This window comes from Plantibacter sp. AC185 (assembly GCF_979258065.1).
The window spans coordinates 631078-645670 of record NZ_OZ409831.1 but is presented as its reverse complement, the minus strand read 5'-3'; the positions used below and the strand labels follow the sequence as shown (position 1 = coordinate 645670).

The following is a 14593-nucleotide window of genomic DNA, read 5'->3' as shown; positions in this document are numbered from 1 at the left end:
ATGCTGAGGCTGTCCAGATACAATCGGCGGATGACCGATCCGGCCCCCGACCCCAGCCTCCCAGACGGCCGCACGGCCGGCGACGACCGCTGGTTCCCGCCGACAGCGGCGCAGCAGGACGCCCCGCACGAGCAGTCCACAGCATCACGGGTGATCGGGATCGTCCTCGCGTTCCTCGTCGGTCTGGCATATGGCGCCATCGGCACGGTCGCGCACGCCTGGGCGCCCTCCGTCCTCGGTGTCTCCCTCCCGGTCGGACTGGTGCTCGGGATCCTCGGCGTGGCCATGCTCCTGGTCGGACTCCGCATCGTCCTGGGAGACCGGCTCGCAGCGTCGGCAGCGGCGCTCGGGGTCATCCTCATGATCGGCATCCTGCTGCTCGAGAGCACCGGTGGCTCCGTCCTCATCCCGCAGAGCGTCTCGGGCCTCGTCTGGACCATCGCCCCCGGTCTCATCGCCGTCCTCGTCGTGGCGTGGCCGAAGCTCCCGGAGCGCGCCCGCACGCGCGACGACCGTCCCGCGGGACCGGCGCCCGAACCGTTCCCCGTCTCGCCGCAGGCGTAGACTGGACAACTCAGTGCTCGTGAAGGGAGCCACCCGCCCGTGACCTACGTGATCGCCCTGCCGTGCGTCGATGTGAAGGACCGCGCCTGCATCGACGAATGCCCCGTCGACTGCATCTACGAGGGTGAACGGTCGCTCTACATCCACCCCGACGAATGCGTCGACTGCGGTGCGTGCGAGCCGGTCTGCCCGGTGGAGGCCATCTACTACGAGGACGACCTTCCCGAGGAGTGGGCGGACTACTACAAGGCCAATGTCGAGTTCTTCGACGAGATCGGTTCCCCGGGTGGGGCCGCGAAGGTCGGCGTGATCCCCTCGGACCACCCGCTCATCGCCGCGCTGCCGCCACAAGCCCACGAGTAGTCGCGTGGCACTGCAGCCGCTGCCCGACTACCCCTGGGACCTCATGGTCCCGTATGCGGAGCAGGCCCGTCGGCACCCCGACGGCATCGTCGACCTCTCGATCGGTTCACCGGTCGATCCGACTCCCGGCCTCATCCGGGATGCGCTCCGGGCGGCCACGGACGCACACGCGTACCCGACCACGGTGGGGACGCCCGAACTCCGGCAGGCGATCGTCGACTGGTTCGCGCGCCGTCGTGGTGTGGAGGGGCTCACCCTCGACGCCGTCCTCCCGACGATCGGCTCGAAGGAACTCGTCGCGCTGCTCGCCTTCCTCCTCGGCCTGGGCGCCGGCGACACCGTGGTCCACCCGGTGGCCGCCTACCCGACGTACGCGGTCGGCGCGGCGATCGCCGGAGCCGAGGCGTTCGCCTCCGACGACCCCGCCGAATGGCCGGAGAGCACCCGGCTGGTCTGGCTGAATTCCCCCGGCAACCCCGACGGCCGTGTCCTGTCGGTCGACGAGCTGCGTGCGGCCCGAGCCAGAACCCGCGAACTCGGCGCCGTCCTCGTGGGCGATGAATGCTACGCGGAACTCGGCTGGGAGGGGGAATGGTCCGACACGCCGACCCCGTCCGTGCTCGATCCACGCGTGACCGACGGCGACACCGAGGGTGTCCTCGCGATCTACTCCCTGAGCAAGCAGTCCAACCTGGCCGGCTACCGTGCCGCGTTCCTCGCGGGCGACGAGCGCCTGGTGCGTCGGCTGGTCACCGTCCGGAAGCACGCGGGTCTCATGCTGCCGGCCCCGCTGCAGGCCGCCATGGTCGCGGCGCTCGGCGACGACGCCCATGTGGCGGAGCAGAAGGCCCGCTACCGCGCCCGTCGTGAGGTGCTGCTCCCGGCCGTCCGCGAGGCCGGATTCCGGGTCGACCGCAGCGAGGCGGGACTGTACCTGTGGATCACCGAGGGCCAGGACGCCTGGGTGAGCATCGACCGCCTGGCATCGATCGGTGTCCTGGCGGGTCCAGGGGTGTTCTACGGCGAGGCCGGACCGCAACATGTGCGGCTCTCCCTGACCGCCTCAGACGAGCGCATCGCGGCCGCCGCGGCCAGACTTCGCGGACTCCGCCCGATTTCGGGGTGAACTCCAAGGAAGTCGCCGGATCACTGTGGGAAACAGCAGTAGGGTCCGAAGCCGATTAGGCTGTATGTGACACGCCGTCGTATCGGAGGGCGATGTCGAGTCCCTATCGCACAAAGATATGAGGAGGCGCCGTGGGCGACGTCGAGAAACAGGCTTCCACCGAGACGCATCAGGTCACCCTGAACTACCCCGGCGGAACGGCCGAATTCCCGATCCACCAGTCAGCCCAGGGCGCGTCGAGTATCGACATCTCCTCGCTCACGCGGCAGACCGGCCTGACCACGCTCGACTACGGGTTCGTCAACACCGCTGCGACCAAGTCGGCGATCACGTACATCGACGGCGACCAGGGCATCCTGCGCTATCGCGGCTACCCGATCGAGCAGCTCGCCAAGCAGTCGACCTTCCTCGAGGTCGCCTGGCTGCTCATCCACGGGGAACTCCCGACGGCCGACGAACTCGGCGGATTCGACGAGAAGATCCGGCGCCACACGCTCCTCCACGAGGACCTCAAGCGGTTCTTCTCGGCGCTCCCGCACACGGCGCACCCGATGGCCGTCCTGTCGAGCGCCCTGCAGGCCATGTCGACCTACTACGAGTCGGACGCCAATCCGCACGATCCCGACCACGTCGAGCTCACGACGGTCCGCATGCTCGCAAAGCTCCCGGTGATCGCCGCCTACGCGCACAAGAAGTCGGTCGGGCAGGCGTTCCTCTACCCCGACAATTCGCTGAGCTTCGTCGACAACTTCCTCAAGCTGAACTTCGGCAACCTCGCCGAGCCGTACGAGATCGATCCCGTCCTGTCGAAGGCGCTCGACCTCCTGCTCATCCTGCACGAGGACCACGAGCAGAACGCCTCGACCTCCACGGTCCGCCTCGTCGGCTCCACTGGCGCGAACCTCTACGCCTCCGTGTCCGCCGGTATCAACGCCCTGTCGGGTCCGCTGCACGGTGGCGCGAACGAGGCTGTCCTGCAGATGCTCGGCCGGATCCAGGAGTCCGGCGAGGGCGTGCAGCGCTTCGTCGACCGCGTGAAGAACAAGGAAGACGGCGTGAAGCTCATGGGCTTCGGGCACCGCGTCTACAAGAACTACGACCCGCGCGCCAAGCTTGTCAAGGAGAGCGCCGGCGAGGTGCTCCGGGCGCTCGGCATCAACGACCCGCTGCTCGACCTGGCTCAGGAGCTCGAGCAGATCGCCCTGGAGGACGACTACTTCAAGGAGCGCAAGCTCTACCCGAACGTCGACTTCTACACCGGCGTCATCTACAAGGCGATGGGCTTCCCGACGCGGATGTTCACGGTGCTCTTCGCCATCGGACGCCTGCCCGGGTGGATCGCCCACTGGCGTGAGATGAACCTCGACCCGCAGACCAAGATCGGGCGCCCGCAGCAGCTGTACACGGGTTCGCCCGAGCGTCCCTTCCCGACGCGCTAGTCCCCTCCGGTTCGGTCCCTGAGCCTGTCGAAGGGCGGCCCCGCATCCACCTCGGATGCGGGGCCGTTCTGCGTCCCGGGAGGCCGGGTCAGGCGTGCAGTGCCGCGTTCAGCTCGACGCCCGAGCCCGAGCGGGGGAGCACCTCGACGGCACCGGTGAGCGAGTTCCGACGGAACAGGAGGTTCGGGACACCCGACAGCTCGACCGCCTTGACCGTACGCGGCGCGCCTTCGGCCGTGGCCGCAGCACCCGCGAGGACGACCTTGGTGCCCGCGGTCACGTAGAGACCCGCCTCGACCACCGAGTCGTCGCCGATCGAGATGCCGATGCCTGAGTTGGCGCCGAGGAGGGCGCGCTGACCGATCGCCACCCGCTGCGTCCCGCCGCCGGAGAGCGTCCCCATGATCGACGCACCACCCCCGATGTCGCTGCCGTCGCCGACGACGACGCCCTGCGAGATGCGTCCTTCGACCATCGACGCGCCGAGGGTCCCGGCGTTGAAGTTGACGAAGCCCTCGTGCATGACGGTGGTGCCCGGTGCCAGGTGGGCGCCGAGCCGGACGCGTGAGGCGTCGGCGATCCGGACCTTGTCGGGCGTCACGTAGTCGAGGAGTCTCGGGAACTTGTCGATGCCGGTCGCGTGGATGCCGGCGCGGAGGAGCGACGGTCGGAGGCGGTCGAAGTCCGCGGGGTGGACGGGGCCGGCGTTGGTCCAGACGACGATGGGGAGGTGCGCGAAGACGCCGTCGAGCGAGATCGTGTTCGGCTGGACGAGCAGGTGGCTGAGCAGGTGCAGCCGCAGGTAGGCGTCCGGGGTGCTCTGCGGAGCGGCCTGCAGCTCGATCTCGACCGTGACGATGTCGATGCGGACGGCCCGGCGCTCGTCGTCGGTCGCGAGGGCCTCGAGGTCTGCGGGGGCGATCCAGCGGTCGCGGCCCTCGGGGATCCGTCCGAGCGAGGGCTCGGGGAACCAGGTGTCGAGCACGGTGCCGTCGGCGGCGATGGTCGCGAGGCCGGAGCCCCAGGCGTGAGTCGGAACAGGGGTCTCGGCAGGCGCAGCGGTCATGGCTCCAGGGTACCGGCCAACACTCAGGCCGACGGCCAATACACTGGTGCCATGCCAGCCGAAGTCCCCGTACTCGACCTGTCCGTCTCCTCGGTGGAACTCACCCAGCAGCTGTGCGACATCGCCTCCGTCTCGGGGGATGAGGCCCGCATCGCCGACGCGATCGAGGCGTCGCTCGAGGGGCTCGGGCACCTGACGATCGTGCGCGACGGCGACACCGTCGTCGCTTCCACCTCGCTCGGGCGTGCACAGCGGGTCATCATCGCCGGCCACATCGACACCGTCCCGATCAACGGCAACGTCCCGACCCGGTTCGAGGAGCGCGACGGCGAGGCGGTGCTCTGGGGTCGGGGGACGGTCGACATGAAGGGCGGCGTCGCGGTCCAACTGAAGCTCGCGGCTGAGCTCACCGATCCCATCGTCGACATCACCTGGATGTGGTACGACAACGAGGAGGTCGCATCCGACCTCAACGGCCTCGGGCGTCTCGCGCGGAACCGTCCCGACCTGTTCGTCGGTGACTTCGCGATCCTCGGCGAGCCGAGCAACGCCGGCGTCGAGGGTGGCTGCAACGGAACGCTGCGCGTCCACGTGAGCGCCCACGGTAAGCGCTCGCACGCGGCCAGGAGCTGGGTCGGCGTCAACGCGATCCACGCGATCTCCCCGGTCCTCGCGACGCTCGCCTCGTACACGCCACGGGAGGTCGAGGTCGACGGGCTCGTCTACCGGGAGGGCGTCAACGCGGTCGGGATCACCGGCGGCGTCGCCGGGAACGTGATCCCCGACCTCGTCACCGTCGAGGTGAACTACCGCTTCGCTCCGAGCCGGACGGGTGCCGAGGCGCTCGCCCACCTCGAGGAGCTCTTCTCCGGCTTCGAGGTCGTGCAGACGGACGTCGCGGAGGGTGCTCGTCCCGGGCTCGACGCGCCGATCGCCCAGGACTTCCTGGCCGCGGTCGGCGGCACACCGGCCCCGAAGTACGGCTGGACGGACGTCGCACGCTTCTCCGCACTCGGCGTCCCCGCCGTCAACTACGGACCGGGTGACCCGCTCCTCGCCCATGCCGACGACGAGCGCGTCCCGCTCGCGCACATCGAGGACTGCGAGCGCGGGCTCCGCGCCTGGCTGACCGGGCCCGATGGTCGCTGACGCGGCCCACTCGACCGAGGTCGAGGAGCGGCCGTCGATGCTCCGGCGCTGGGCCCGCCTGCGCTGGTGGGGGCGGATCACCATCGTGTACGTGCTGTCCCGCCTGGTGACGACCGCGATGTTCGCGGTCGCGAGTCTGCTGCAGGCGCCGGATTCCCGGTTCGGCGCGTTCCCCTCGCTCGGCACGCTCGCCGCCGGCTGGGACGGACAGTGGTACTGGTGGATCGCGACGTACGGCTACCCGACCCAGCTGCCGCTCGACGACGCCGGCCGGGTCGCGGAGAACGCGTGGGCGTTCATGCCGGTCTATCCGGGGGGCGTGAAGGCGCTCTCGGTCGTCACCTTCCTGCCGTGGCCGGTCATGGCCGTGATCGTCTCGTTGTGCTGCGGCTTGGGGGCGGCTCTGCTGTTCCACCGGCTCCTGCGCATCCGTCTCGGCGATGAGCGGGCGATGTTCGCCGTCGTACTGTTCTGCATCGCCCCGCTCAGCGCCGTGTTCCAGGTCGCCTACGCGGAATCGATGTTCCTGCTGCTGCTGACGCTCGCACTGCTCCTGCTCGTGACGCGCCGGTACGGCTGGCTCCTCGCGGTCATCCCGGTCATGGCGTTCACCCGTCCCGGAGTCCTGGCCTTCTCGCTCCTGCTGGGCCTCCATCTCATCGTGCGGATCGTCACCCGTCACCGCGACCCGCTCGCGCGCCGGGAGGTCGTCCTCATCCTCGCGGGCGGGGCCCTCGCCGCCCTCGCCGGATTCGCGTGGATGGTCATCGCCGGTCTCGTCACCGGGACGCCGGAGGCGTACCTCGAGACGGAGCTGGCGTGGCGGGCCGCATTCATCGGGGAGCAGCCCCTCGTCCCGTTCTCGGCCTGGATCCAGGGCGGTCAGTTCTGGTTCGGGGATGGTCCGGGCATCGCCGTCGTCGCCGCGATCTTCGTCGGCTCCGTCGTGCTCCTGTTCCTCCCGCCGGTGCGCCGGCTCGGTGTCGACCTCCGGTTGTGGGTGGGGTCGTACCTCCTCTACCTCTTCGCGGTGTTCTTCCCGCAGACGAGTGTCTTCCGGCTGCTCGTACCGGTCTTCCCACTCCTCGGTGCGGTCGCCGTCCCACGGAACCGTTGGTATCGCGGTGGCGTCGTCATCGTCTCGCTGGCGTTGCAATGGTGTTGGATCTTCGTCATGTACGGCCTCGCGAACGCGTATTGGACCATTCCCTGAGTGCGGATCCGGCGTCATCCTGCGCCTCGCCGCGCTCAGGATTATCACGAGCCCCCGTGATACGAGATAATGGGGGTCAGTCGAATAACGAGAGGGGACTCGCATGGCCGCAATGAAGCCACGCACCGGAGACGGGCCAATGGAGGCCGTGAAGGAGGGTCGGCTCATCATCGTGCGAGTGCCTCTTGAAGGGGGAGGGCGTCTCGTCGTGTCGGTCAACGACGCAGAGGCTCAAGAACTGCATGATGCACTCGCGGGTGTGGTGAGCGCGGGCTGATCCCCGTCACCGACGCCGCATGAGCCGAGAACCGGCCGTCATCACTGCTCTCAGAGTCAGGATGGCGGCCGGTTCGTCGTCGTGCGGAGGGCTCAGAGGTTCGGTTTGGTGATCTGCAGGAGGCCGTCGCCGGCGGGGGACAGGGCGCTGACGACCGCGTCGGACGCGGAGATCTCCTGGACGAGCGAGCGGAAGAGTCCTGTGGTCTCGTCCCGCTGAGCCGGATCGGCCACGCGGCCTCGCCAGAGCGCATGCGGGACGAGCACGGTGCCGCCGGGACGCACCAGACGGAGTCCGTGCTCGACGTACTCGATGACCGATCCCGGGTCGCCGTCGACGAGGACGAGGTCGTAGGAGTTCTCGTTCATCCGCGGCAGGACGTCGAGCGCGCTGCCGGTGATGAGGCGGATGCGATTGGTCGTGATGCCGGCCTCCGTGAACGCCGCGCGTGCCTGCTGCTGGTGCACGATCTCGGTGTCGATGGACGTCAGCACCGCGCTCGTGGCACCGCGGAGCAGCCAGAGCCCGGAGACGCCGGTGCCGGTCCCCACCTCGACGATGGACTCCGCGCGGGTGGCCGCGGCCACCACCGCGATCTGCGCGCCGATCGCGGGAGAGATCGGTTCGACACCCAGTTCGTGCGCGTGAGCGCGCGCCGTGAGCATCGCCGCGCCCTCGACGACGACGTCGCCCGCGTACTTCCAATTGAGATTGTGTTCTGACACCTTGCCTCCGGATCCCAGCGTATGGCCTGCAACTGCTCCGACAGCTGAGGCTCGCGCGGTAGTCTGATGTCGTGTTCGGTCTGACCTTCGACAAACTCCTCATCATCGGGGTCATCGCCGTGTTCCTGCTGGGTCCGGAACGGCTGCCGTACTACGCCTCCCAGCTGGCGCGACTCGTCCGCACCCTCCGAGACCTCGCCTCCGGCGCCAAGGACCGGATGCGCGAGGAGATGGGGCCGGAGTTCGACGAGGTCGACTGGAAGAAGCTCGACCCGCGTCAGTACGATCCGAGACGCATCATCCGCGAGGCGCTCCTCGACGACGAGCCTCCGGTGACGCCGACGGTCGCGACGACCGCTCCGCTCGACGCGGCTCCCGCAGCCGCGGCCGCCGCTGCCGCCGTTCCGTCGCTCGAGAAGCCGAAGTCGATCCAGGCAGCGACCGACGAGCGCCTGCGCCGACTCGCCGCCGGCGAGACCGCCGCGCCGCCGTTCGACCTCGAAGCCACCTGAGTCCGCTTCGGTCGCACACGTCCGGCCCGGACGGCTCAGTTCGTGCTGACGCCGAGACGACGACCGGCGAGCCCACGCGGTCTCGCAGCGAGTTGACCGGCCAGGCGGAGGATCTCGGCCGCCGCGGGATCCGTCGGATCCGAGAGCACGATCGGCAGCCCCGCGTCTCCACCCTCTCGAAGCGGGACGCTGAGCGGGACCGAGGCGAGGAGCGGTACCGGGGCGTCCTGGCCGATCGACAACCGCTCTGCGAGCGCCTCGCCACCCCCGGAGCCGAACAGCTGCAGGACACTGCCGTCGGGCTGGGGGAGACCCGCCATGTTCTCGATGACGCCGTGGACGCGCTGCCCGGTCTGGCGCGCCACCACGCCGCTGCGCTCGGCCACCTCGGCGGCGGCCGGCTGCGGTGTCGTGACGACGAGCACCTCGGCGTGGGGGAGCAGCTGGCCGATGGAGATGGCGACGTCCCCGGTGCCGGGCGGGAGGTCGAGGAGCAGCACGTCGAGGTCGCCGAAGAACACGTCGGTCAGGAACTGCTGGATGGTGCGGTGGAGCATCGGTCCGCGCCAGGCGACGGCGACGGCGGTGGTGCCGTCCGTCGGTGCGTCGATGAACATGCCGATCGAGACGACCTTCACACCGTGGGCGACGGGCGGCAGGATCATGTCGCCGACCTGCGTCGGTTTGACGGCCAAGCCGTTCTCGACCAGTCCGAGGAGCCCCGGGATGGAGAACCCGTGGACGTCCGCGTCGACCAGGCCGACCCGCAGGCCGCTGGCGGCGAGTGCGACGGCCAGGTTCGCGGTCACCGTCGACTTCCCGACACCGCCCTTGCCGCTTGTGACGGCGTACACGCGGGTGAGTGATTCCGGGCCGAACGGGATGCCGCGGGCGCTGCGGCCGCCACGCAGGCGCTCCGTGAGTGCCTGACGCTCCGCCGTCGTCATCACCTGGACGTCGACCGCGACGCTCGTCACCCCGGGGGTCGCCGCGGTGGCCTCACGCACGTCGCGCTCGATGCTCGTCGCTGCCGGGCAGCCGACGATCGTGAGCTTGATCGTGACATCGGCGGCACCGGTGTCGTCCACCGTGATCGGGCCGACCATGTCGAGCTCGGTGATCGGTTTGCGGATCTCGGGGTCGATGACGCGGGCGAGCGCGGTCCTGATCCGCTCGGCGAGGCCGATGTCAGCCGCGCCGGCGTCAGCCACGCCGACGCTCGGGCCCGTCGTGTTCGGGCTGGTCGGTGCGATCCCGATCGAGTTCCTCGAGCAGGGAGCGCAGCTCGGCGCGGATGAAGTCCTTCGACGCCATGTCCTTGAGGGCCAGTCGCAGGGCGACGACCTCACGGGCGAGGTACTCGGTGTCGGCGAGGTTGCGTTCGGACCGCTGACGGTCCTGCTCGATCTGCACCCGGTCGCGGTCGTCCTGTCGGTTCTGAGCGAGCAGGATCAGCGGCGCCGCGTACGAGGCCTGGAGCGACAGCACGAGGGTCAGGGCGACGAAGCCGATGTCGACGGAGTCGAACCGGAGGGCGAGTGGACCGTAGGTGTTCCACGCGATCCACAGGATGACGAAGAGGGTGAGGCCGAGGAGGAACCACGGCGTGCCCATCGCCCGGGCGATCCACTCGGTGAACCGGCCGAAGCGGTCGCGCGAGGCCGGGGCGCGGCGGATGGAACGGACGGAACTCCGAAGCCCCTTCGGAGCGTCGAGCCGGACCTCATTGCGGGGAGCTCGTGCCACGACCTGCCCTCCTTCCGTTCGATCCGAGCCGCTGTTCCGACGCCGGGAGTTCATCGTTCTCGTCGATGCTGCGCCAGTCGTCCGGGAGCAGGTAGTCGAGGACGTCGTCGATCGTCACGACGCCGAGGAGCCGGTGCTGTTCGTCGACGACGGGCACCTGGACGAGGTTGTAGCTCGCGAGGATCCGCGAGACCTCGGCGGCGGAGGTCCGCACGCCCACCGGATCGAGGCTCTGATCGAGCAGGGTCCCGAGGCGCTCGTGCGGCGGGTAGCGGAGCATGCGCTGGAAGTGCACCATTCCGAGGAAGCGTCCCGTCGGCGACTCGTACGGCGGCAGGGTGATGCAGACGCCGGCCGCCAGCGCCGGTGCCAGCTCGGAGCGTCGGATCGACGCGAGGGCCTCCGCGACGGTGGCGTCGGCGGAGAGGATGATCGGCTCGGTCGTCATGAGGCCACCCGCGGTCTCCGGGTCGAACCGGAGCAGCATGCGGACGTCCTCCGCCTCCTCCGGCTCCATGAGCTCGAGGAGGTGCTCACCGCGGTCCTCGGGGAGCTGGGCGATGAGGTCGGCCGCATCGTCCGGCTGCATCTGATCGAGGACGTCGGCCGCGCGGTCGTCGTCGAGCTGGGCGAGGATCTGCACCTGGTCCGTCTCGGGCATCTCCTCGAGCACGTCCGCGAGGCGGTCGTCAGACAGCTCCTCCGCGACCTCGATCATCCGGTCGCGCGGGAGGTCGAGGAGCGTGTTCGCGAGGTCGGCCGGCTTCAGGTCGGCGTAGGTCGCGATGAGCTGCTCGGCGGACTGGGCCTCGCCGAGCTCCTGCTCCTCGCGCAGCTCGTTCCAGGTGGCGAAGGTCGTCGGGCCCTTTACGAATGGGGAGGCGGTGGTCTTCGGGCGGCGGACGAACAGCTGCGACACCTGCCACTCGCCGGGACCCTGCTCCTCGATGGCGACGTCCTCGATCGTCGCCTCCTCGCCGGTGGCGCGGAAGACGACGCGTCGGCCGAAGAGTTCGGCGATCACCCGCACCTCGCCACCGCGCTGCTCGAACCGGCGGACGTTGATGAGTCCCGTGGTGATGATCTGCCCGGCGCCGATGCTCGTCACGCGGCCGATCGACACGAACACACGGCGTTTCCCGGGGATCTCGACGATGAGGCCGACCACCCGCGGGAGTTTGCCGGTGCGGTAGACGACGAGCACGTCCCTGACCTTGCCGACACGATCGCCCGCGGGGTCGAAGACGGTGCACCCGGCGAGCCTGGCGACGAACACTCTGGTTGCACTCACGACTACTAACCTACCCGCCGGTGGTCGGCCTGGAGTGCCCGCTCCGGGCGGGGTGAGAGGATGGAGGCATGAGTGATCCGCGACAGTTCGGCCGGAAGGGCGCCCCGGCGCTCGGCGTCATCCCGCGAGGCGAGATGGTGGCCAGCTACGAGAGCTACGAGTCCGCGCAGGCCGCGATCTCGTCGCTCGCCCACACCGATTTCCCGGTCAAGGAGATCTCGATCGTCGGCAGTGATCTCAAGAGCGTCGAACGCGTCACCGGTCGCCTCAGCTACGGCCGTGCTGCGGGAGCCGGTGCGGTCAGCGGTGCCTGGCTCGGACTGTTCCTCGGGCTCGTCCTCGTCATCTTCAACCCCGAGACGAACCTCATGCTGCTCGGCGCCGCGGTCCTCATGGGTGCCGCGTTCGGCATGCTGTTCGGCATCGTGTCGTACTCGGTGACCCGCAAGCGGCAGGAGTACACCTCGGCCACGCTCGTCGTGGCGACGCGCTACGACCTCATCGTCGGCGGTGAGCTCGCGAACCGCGCACGCAACCTCCTGGAGCGCGGCCCGGAGACCGACGCGGGCTGATCCAGCCGCGTCAGGCTCCGAGCCGTCGCCCGGCGGCCGGGCTCAGCGCGCGAGCCAGGCCTCGACCTCGTCCGCGGTGCGCGGGATGCCGGCCGACAGGTTCTCGGCGCCGTCCTCGGTGACGAGGATGTCGTCCTCGATCCGGACGCCGATGCCGCGGTACTCCTCGGGGACCGTGAGGTCGTCGACCTGGAAGTAGAGGCCGGGTTCGATGGTGAAAACCATGCCGGGCTCGATCACGGCGTCGGCGTACATCTCGCGGCGGGCCTGGGCGCAGTCGTGCACGTCGGTGCCGAGGTGGTGGCTGGTCCCGTGCACCATGTACCGCCGGTGCTGCTCGTTCTCCTTCAGGAGCGCTTCCTCGGCGGTGACGGGGAGCAGGCCCCATTCGGCGGTCTTGCGTGCGATGACCGCCATCGCGGCCGCGTGCACCTCGCGGAACCGGATGCCGGGGCGGACGATGGCGAAGGCCTCGTCGGCCGCCTCACGGACGGCCTCGTAGACCCGGCGCTGGACCTCGGTGAACGTGCCGGACACCGGGATCGTGCGGGTGATGTCGGCAGTGTAGTAGCTGTCGAGCTCGACGCCGGCGTCGATGAGGATGAGGTCGCCCGGGACGACCCGTCCGTCGTTGCGCGTCCAGTGGAGGATGCAGGCGTGCGGTCCGGCGGCGGCGATGGTCTCATACCCGACGCCGTTCCCGTCGGCGCGAGCCCGCCCGGCGAAGACGCCCTCGACGATGCGCTCGCCGCGCTGGTGAGCGAGGACCTTCGGGAGTTCGGCGACGACGTCGTCGAAGCCGCGCGCGGTCGCGTCGACGGCGAGACGCATCTGCGCGATCTCGTAGGCGTCCTTCACGAGGCGCATCTCGGACACTGCGCGTGTCAGGTCGTCGTCGACGTCGACCGTGAGATCGGCGGCGTCGGCCGTGAACGCCGAGAGGTCGGCGGTCGCGACCGCGAGGTCGGCGGCCACCTGGGCGAGCGACGGACGCGCACCGATCCAGAACTCGCCGATCGCGGCGTTCGTGTAGAACTCGTCGGTGTCGCGGCCCGCTCGCTCGCGGAAGTACAGGGTCGCGGTGTGGCCGGACTCCTCGGGATCGAGCACGAGGACGCTGTCGGGCTCGGTGTCGGCCGCCCAGCCGGTGTAGTACGAGAAGGCGGAGTGCGCCCGGTACAGGTAGTCGGTGTCGTTCGACCGCTGCTTCATCCCGCCCGCGGGGAGGACGAGACGCTGACCGGGGAACTGGGCCGAGAGGCGTTCACGACGAGCCGCCGCGAGGCCGGCGGTCTCCCGCGGCTCTGGCAGGACCTCGGGGCGGTCGGCCCACCCGGTGCCGATGAAGGCACGGAAGCCCTCGGACCAGGCGGCCGCCCGGTTGGAGGTCGCCTCGGTCTGGACGGTGTTCGAACTGGATGTGTCTGCGGAAGTCGCCATACCTCCATTGTCGCACTGCGGTCGCGACAGGCGCCCGACGCTCAGCTCGCCGTGCGGGGGAGCAGCGTCGCGACCACGGGTCGGTGATCGCTGCCCGTGCCGTCGACGTCGGTCAGGACGTGAGCCGACACCGTGACCCATCCCGGTGTCGCCATGACGTGGTCGATCGGTGCGCCGAGGACCGCCGGGAGCTCGGTCGGCCAGGTACCGAGCCCGGCTGCCGCGTCGGCTGCGGCGGCGTCGTGGCACGCGCCGAGATCGCCGACGCCGCGCAACCCGGCGAGGTGGTCGAGCGTCGCGTTGAAGTCACCGGCCATGATCACGTCCGCGTCGTCGGTGCAGCGGTCGGCGAGATCGGCGAGTTCCGCGCGCCAGTCGTCGAGCCGACTCGGCAGTGGGGCCGTGGTGTGGACGGCGACGAGGGTCGGTCCGCGTCCGAGGACCGGATCGGCGATGAGGGTCTCCGAGCGCTCGATGGCGGTCGGGCCGGTCGCCGTCGGTGCACGGACCGCGTACTCGCCGAGTCCGGTGCTGATGAGGAGGCTCGTCCCTCCTGCGTCGGCGTCGGTCGAATGCGCGACCATCGGCCGTCCGGCGGCGGTCATCGCGGCGGCGACGACCGCCGCGGTGTCGGACGAGGTCTCCGGCAGGGAGACGACGTCGGCGCCCTCACGCACCGCGATCGCCGCGATCGTCCCGGGGTCGACGGCGTCGCCGAGGGTGTTCCAGGCGAGGACCGTGACCTGATCCGCGAGGTCGGTCGCCTCTCCGGCGACCATCTGGTCGTCGACCCCGCGGTTGGCTGTGACGACGGCGCCGGTGACCGAGACCGCGGCGAGGACGACCGCCAGGACCGAGGGGAGCACCCGCCGGGATCCCCGGACGAGGATCGCCGTCACGAGGCAGAGGAGGGCACCGCCCGCGGCGGCGATCGCCACGAGGAGGCGGAACGCGCTCAGTTGGACGACGACCTGGGCCTGCTCGAGACCGAACAGCCCGGGGAGGACGGCGACGACGAGCAGGGCCGTGGTCGCGATCGCGAGCACGGCCGCGATGACGCCACCGACGGTCTTCAGCACCCGCGTCAGCGTAGGCGAGCGGTCTGGGAGT

16 protein-coding genes are annotated in these 14593 nt (G+C 69.9%); 9 read left to right on the top strand and 7 right to left on the bottom strand.

Annotated elements, in window-relative coordinates:
• The first annotated feature begins 30 nt into the window (after positions 1 to 30).
• The 4 genes from ACZZZB_RS03120 (at position 31) to ACZZZB_RS03105 (ending at position 3492) form a co-directional block, all read left to right on the top strand.
• Complete coding sequence (locus ACZZZB_RS03120) at positions 31 to 564, top strand: hypothetical protein (RefSeq protein ID WP_192018200.1); 534 nt, start codon at positions 31 to 33, stop codon at positions 562 to 564.
• A gap of 39 nt (positions 565 to 603) precedes the next feature.
• The gene (gene fdxA, locus ACZZZB_RS03115; RefSeq protein WP_079705538.1) at positions 604 to 927 is read left to right on the top strand and encodes a ferredoxin; all 324 of its coding nucleotides are present in this window, start codon (positions 604 to 606) and stop codon (positions 925 to 927) included.
• A gap of 4 nt (positions 928 to 931) precedes the next feature.
• Positions 932 to 2053 (top strand): succinyldiaminopimelate transaminase, encoded by a 1122-nt coding sequence (gene dapC, locus ACZZZB_RS03110; protein WP_463528982.1) that lies wholly within the window; start codon positions 932 to 934, stop codon positions 2051 to 2053.
• 179 nt (positions 2054 to 2232) lie between these two features.
• Entirely contained in the window at positions 2233 to 3492 is a 1260-nt protein-coding gene (locus tag ACZZZB_RS03105) for a citrate synthase (protein ID WP_064296340.1), read from the top strand.
• 88 nt (positions 3493 to 3580) lie between these two features.
• Here the strand turns inward: ACZZZB_RS03105 and dapD are convergent, their stop codons facing one another.
• Positions 3581 to 4558, bottom strand: coding sequence for a 2,3,4,5-tetrahydropyridine-2,6-dicarboxylate N-succinyltransferase (dapD, locus tag ACZZZB_RS03100; protein WP_071261031.1), 978 nt, complete (start codon positions 4556 to 4558; stop codon positions 3581 to 3583).
• 51 nt (positions 4559 to 4609) lie between these two features.
• On the opposite strand from dapD, the gene dapE reads away from it, so the two are divergent.
• The 3 genes from dapE (at position 4610) to ACZZZB_RS03085 (ending at position 7197) form a co-directional block, all read left to right on the top strand.
• Complete coding sequence (gene dapE, locus ACZZZB_RS03095) at positions 4610 to 5707, top strand: succinyl-diaminopimelate desuccinylase (RefSeq protein ID WP_229938661.1); 1098 nt, start codon at positions 4610 to 4612, stop codon at positions 5705 to 5707.
• Entirely contained in the window at positions 5697 to 6920 is a 1224-nt protein-coding gene (locus tag ACZZZB_RS03090; protein WP_463528981.1) for a hypothetical protein, read from the top strand. Before dapE ends, ACZZZB_RS03090 begins: the two co-directional genes overlap by 11 nt.
• 103 nt (positions 6921 to 7023) lie before the next feature.
• On the top strand, positions 7024 to 7197 hold the full coding sequence (locus tag ACZZZB_RS03085; RefSeq protein WP_079002123.1) for a DUF3117 domain-containing protein: 174 nt from the start codon (positions 7024 to 7026) through the stop codon (positions 7195 to 7197).
• Between the two features lie 92 nt (positions 7198 to 7289).
• Here the strand turns inward: ACZZZB_RS03085 and ACZZZB_RS03080 are convergent, their stop codons facing one another.
• Complete coding sequence (locus ACZZZB_RS03080) at positions 7290 to 7922, bottom strand: O-methyltransferase (protein WP_463528980.1); 633 nt, start codon at positions 7920 to 7922, stop codon at positions 7290 to 7292.
• Between the two features lie 71 nt (positions 7923 to 7993).
• Between ACZZZB_RS03080 and ACZZZB_RS03075 the strand changes: the two genes are divergently transcribed.
• Positions 7994 to 8434: a Sec-independent protein translocase family protein gene (locus ACZZZB_RS03075; RefSeq protein WP_079705542.1), complete on the top strand. Its 441-nt coding sequence runs from the start codon at positions 7994 to 7996 to the stop codon at positions 8432 to 8434.
• Positions 8435 to 8469: 35 nt separating this feature from the next.
• Here ACZZZB_RS03075 and ACZZZB_RS03070 read toward each other — a convergent pair whose 3' ends face one another.
• Genes ACZZZB_RS03070 through ACZZZB_RS03060 form a run of 3 tightly spaced genes read right to left on the bottom strand, consistent with a single transcriptional unit; the run spans position 8470 to position 11471 of the window.
• Entirely contained in the window at positions 8470 to 9645 is a 1176-nt protein-coding gene (locus tag ACZZZB_RS03070) for an Mrp/NBP35 family ATP-binding protein (RefSeq protein ID WP_463528979.1), read from the bottom strand.
• Positions 9638 to 10180 carry a DUF1003 domain-containing protein gene (locus ACZZZB_RS03065; protein ID WP_071261025.1) on the bottom strand — a complete coding sequence of 181 codons (543 nt, stop codon included), beginning with the start codon at positions 10178 to 10180 and terminating at the stop codon, positions 9638 to 9640. Before ACZZZB_RS03065 ends, ACZZZB_RS03070 begins: the two co-directional genes overlap by 8 nt.
• Entirely contained in the window at positions 10158 to 11471 is a 1314-nt protein-coding gene (locus ACZZZB_RS03060; RefSeq protein ID WP_463528978.1) for a magnesium transporter MgtE N-terminal domain-containing protein, read from the bottom strand. The genes ACZZZB_RS03065 and ACZZZB_RS03060 overlap by 23 nt, the downstream gene beginning before the upstream one ends.
• Before the next feature lie 68 nt (positions 11472 to 11539).
• Between ACZZZB_RS03060 and ACZZZB_RS03055 the strand changes: the two genes are divergently transcribed.
• Positions 11540 to 12043, top strand: coding sequence for a YflT domain-containing protein (locus ACZZZB_RS03055; protein WP_194644365.1), 504 nt, complete (start codon positions 11540 to 11542; stop codon positions 12041 to 12043).
• Positions 12044 to 12085: 42 nt separating this feature from the next.
• On the opposite strand, the gene ACZZZB_RS03050 is transcribed toward ACZZZB_RS03055, so the two are convergent.
• A complete protein-coding gene (locus ACZZZB_RS03050; RefSeq protein ID WP_192018198.1) occupies positions 12086 to 13483 on the bottom strand; it encodes an aminopeptidase P family protein in 1398 nt (465 codons plus the stop codon).
• A gap of 41 nt (positions 13484 to 13524) precedes the next feature.
• Positions 13525 to 14562: an endonuclease/exonuclease/phosphatase family protein gene (locus ACZZZB_RS03045; protein WP_463528977.1), complete on the bottom strand. Its 1038-nt coding sequence runs from the start codon at positions 14560 to 14562 to the stop codon at positions 13525 to 13527.
• Positions 14563 to 14593 lie beyond the last annotated feature (31 nt).

Bases quoted from the DNA above. Each gene is read 5' to 3' on its own strand.
- ACZZZB_RS03120 (WP_192018200.1), top strand. From the start codon at position 31: ATGACCGATCCGGCCCCCGACCCCAGCCTCCCAGACGGCCGCACGGCC.
- dapD (WP_071261031.1), bottom strand. From the start codon at position 4,558: ATGACCGCTGCGCCTGCCGAGACCCCTGTTCCGACTCACGCCTGGGGC.
- dapE (WP_229938661.1), top strand. From the start codon at position 4,610: ATGCCAGCCGAAGTCCCCGTACTCGACCTGTCCGTCTCCTCGGTGGAA.
- ACZZZB_RS03090 (WP_463528981.1), top strand. From the start codon at position 5,697: ATGGTCGCTGACGCGGCCCACTCGACCGAGGTCGAGGAGCGGCCGTCG.
- ACZZZB_RS03085 (WP_079002123.1), top strand. From the start codon at position 7,024: ATGGCCGCAATGAAGCCACGCACCGGAGACGGGCCAATGGAGGCCGTG.
- ACZZZB_RS03055 (WP_194644365.1), top strand. From the start codon at position 11,540: ATGAGTGATCCGCGACAGTTCGGCCGGAAGGGCGCCCCGGCGCTCGGC.
- ACZZZB_RS03050 (WP_192018198.1), bottom strand. From the start codon at position 13,483: ATGGCGACTTCCGCAGACACATCCAGTTCGAACACCGTCCAGACCGAG.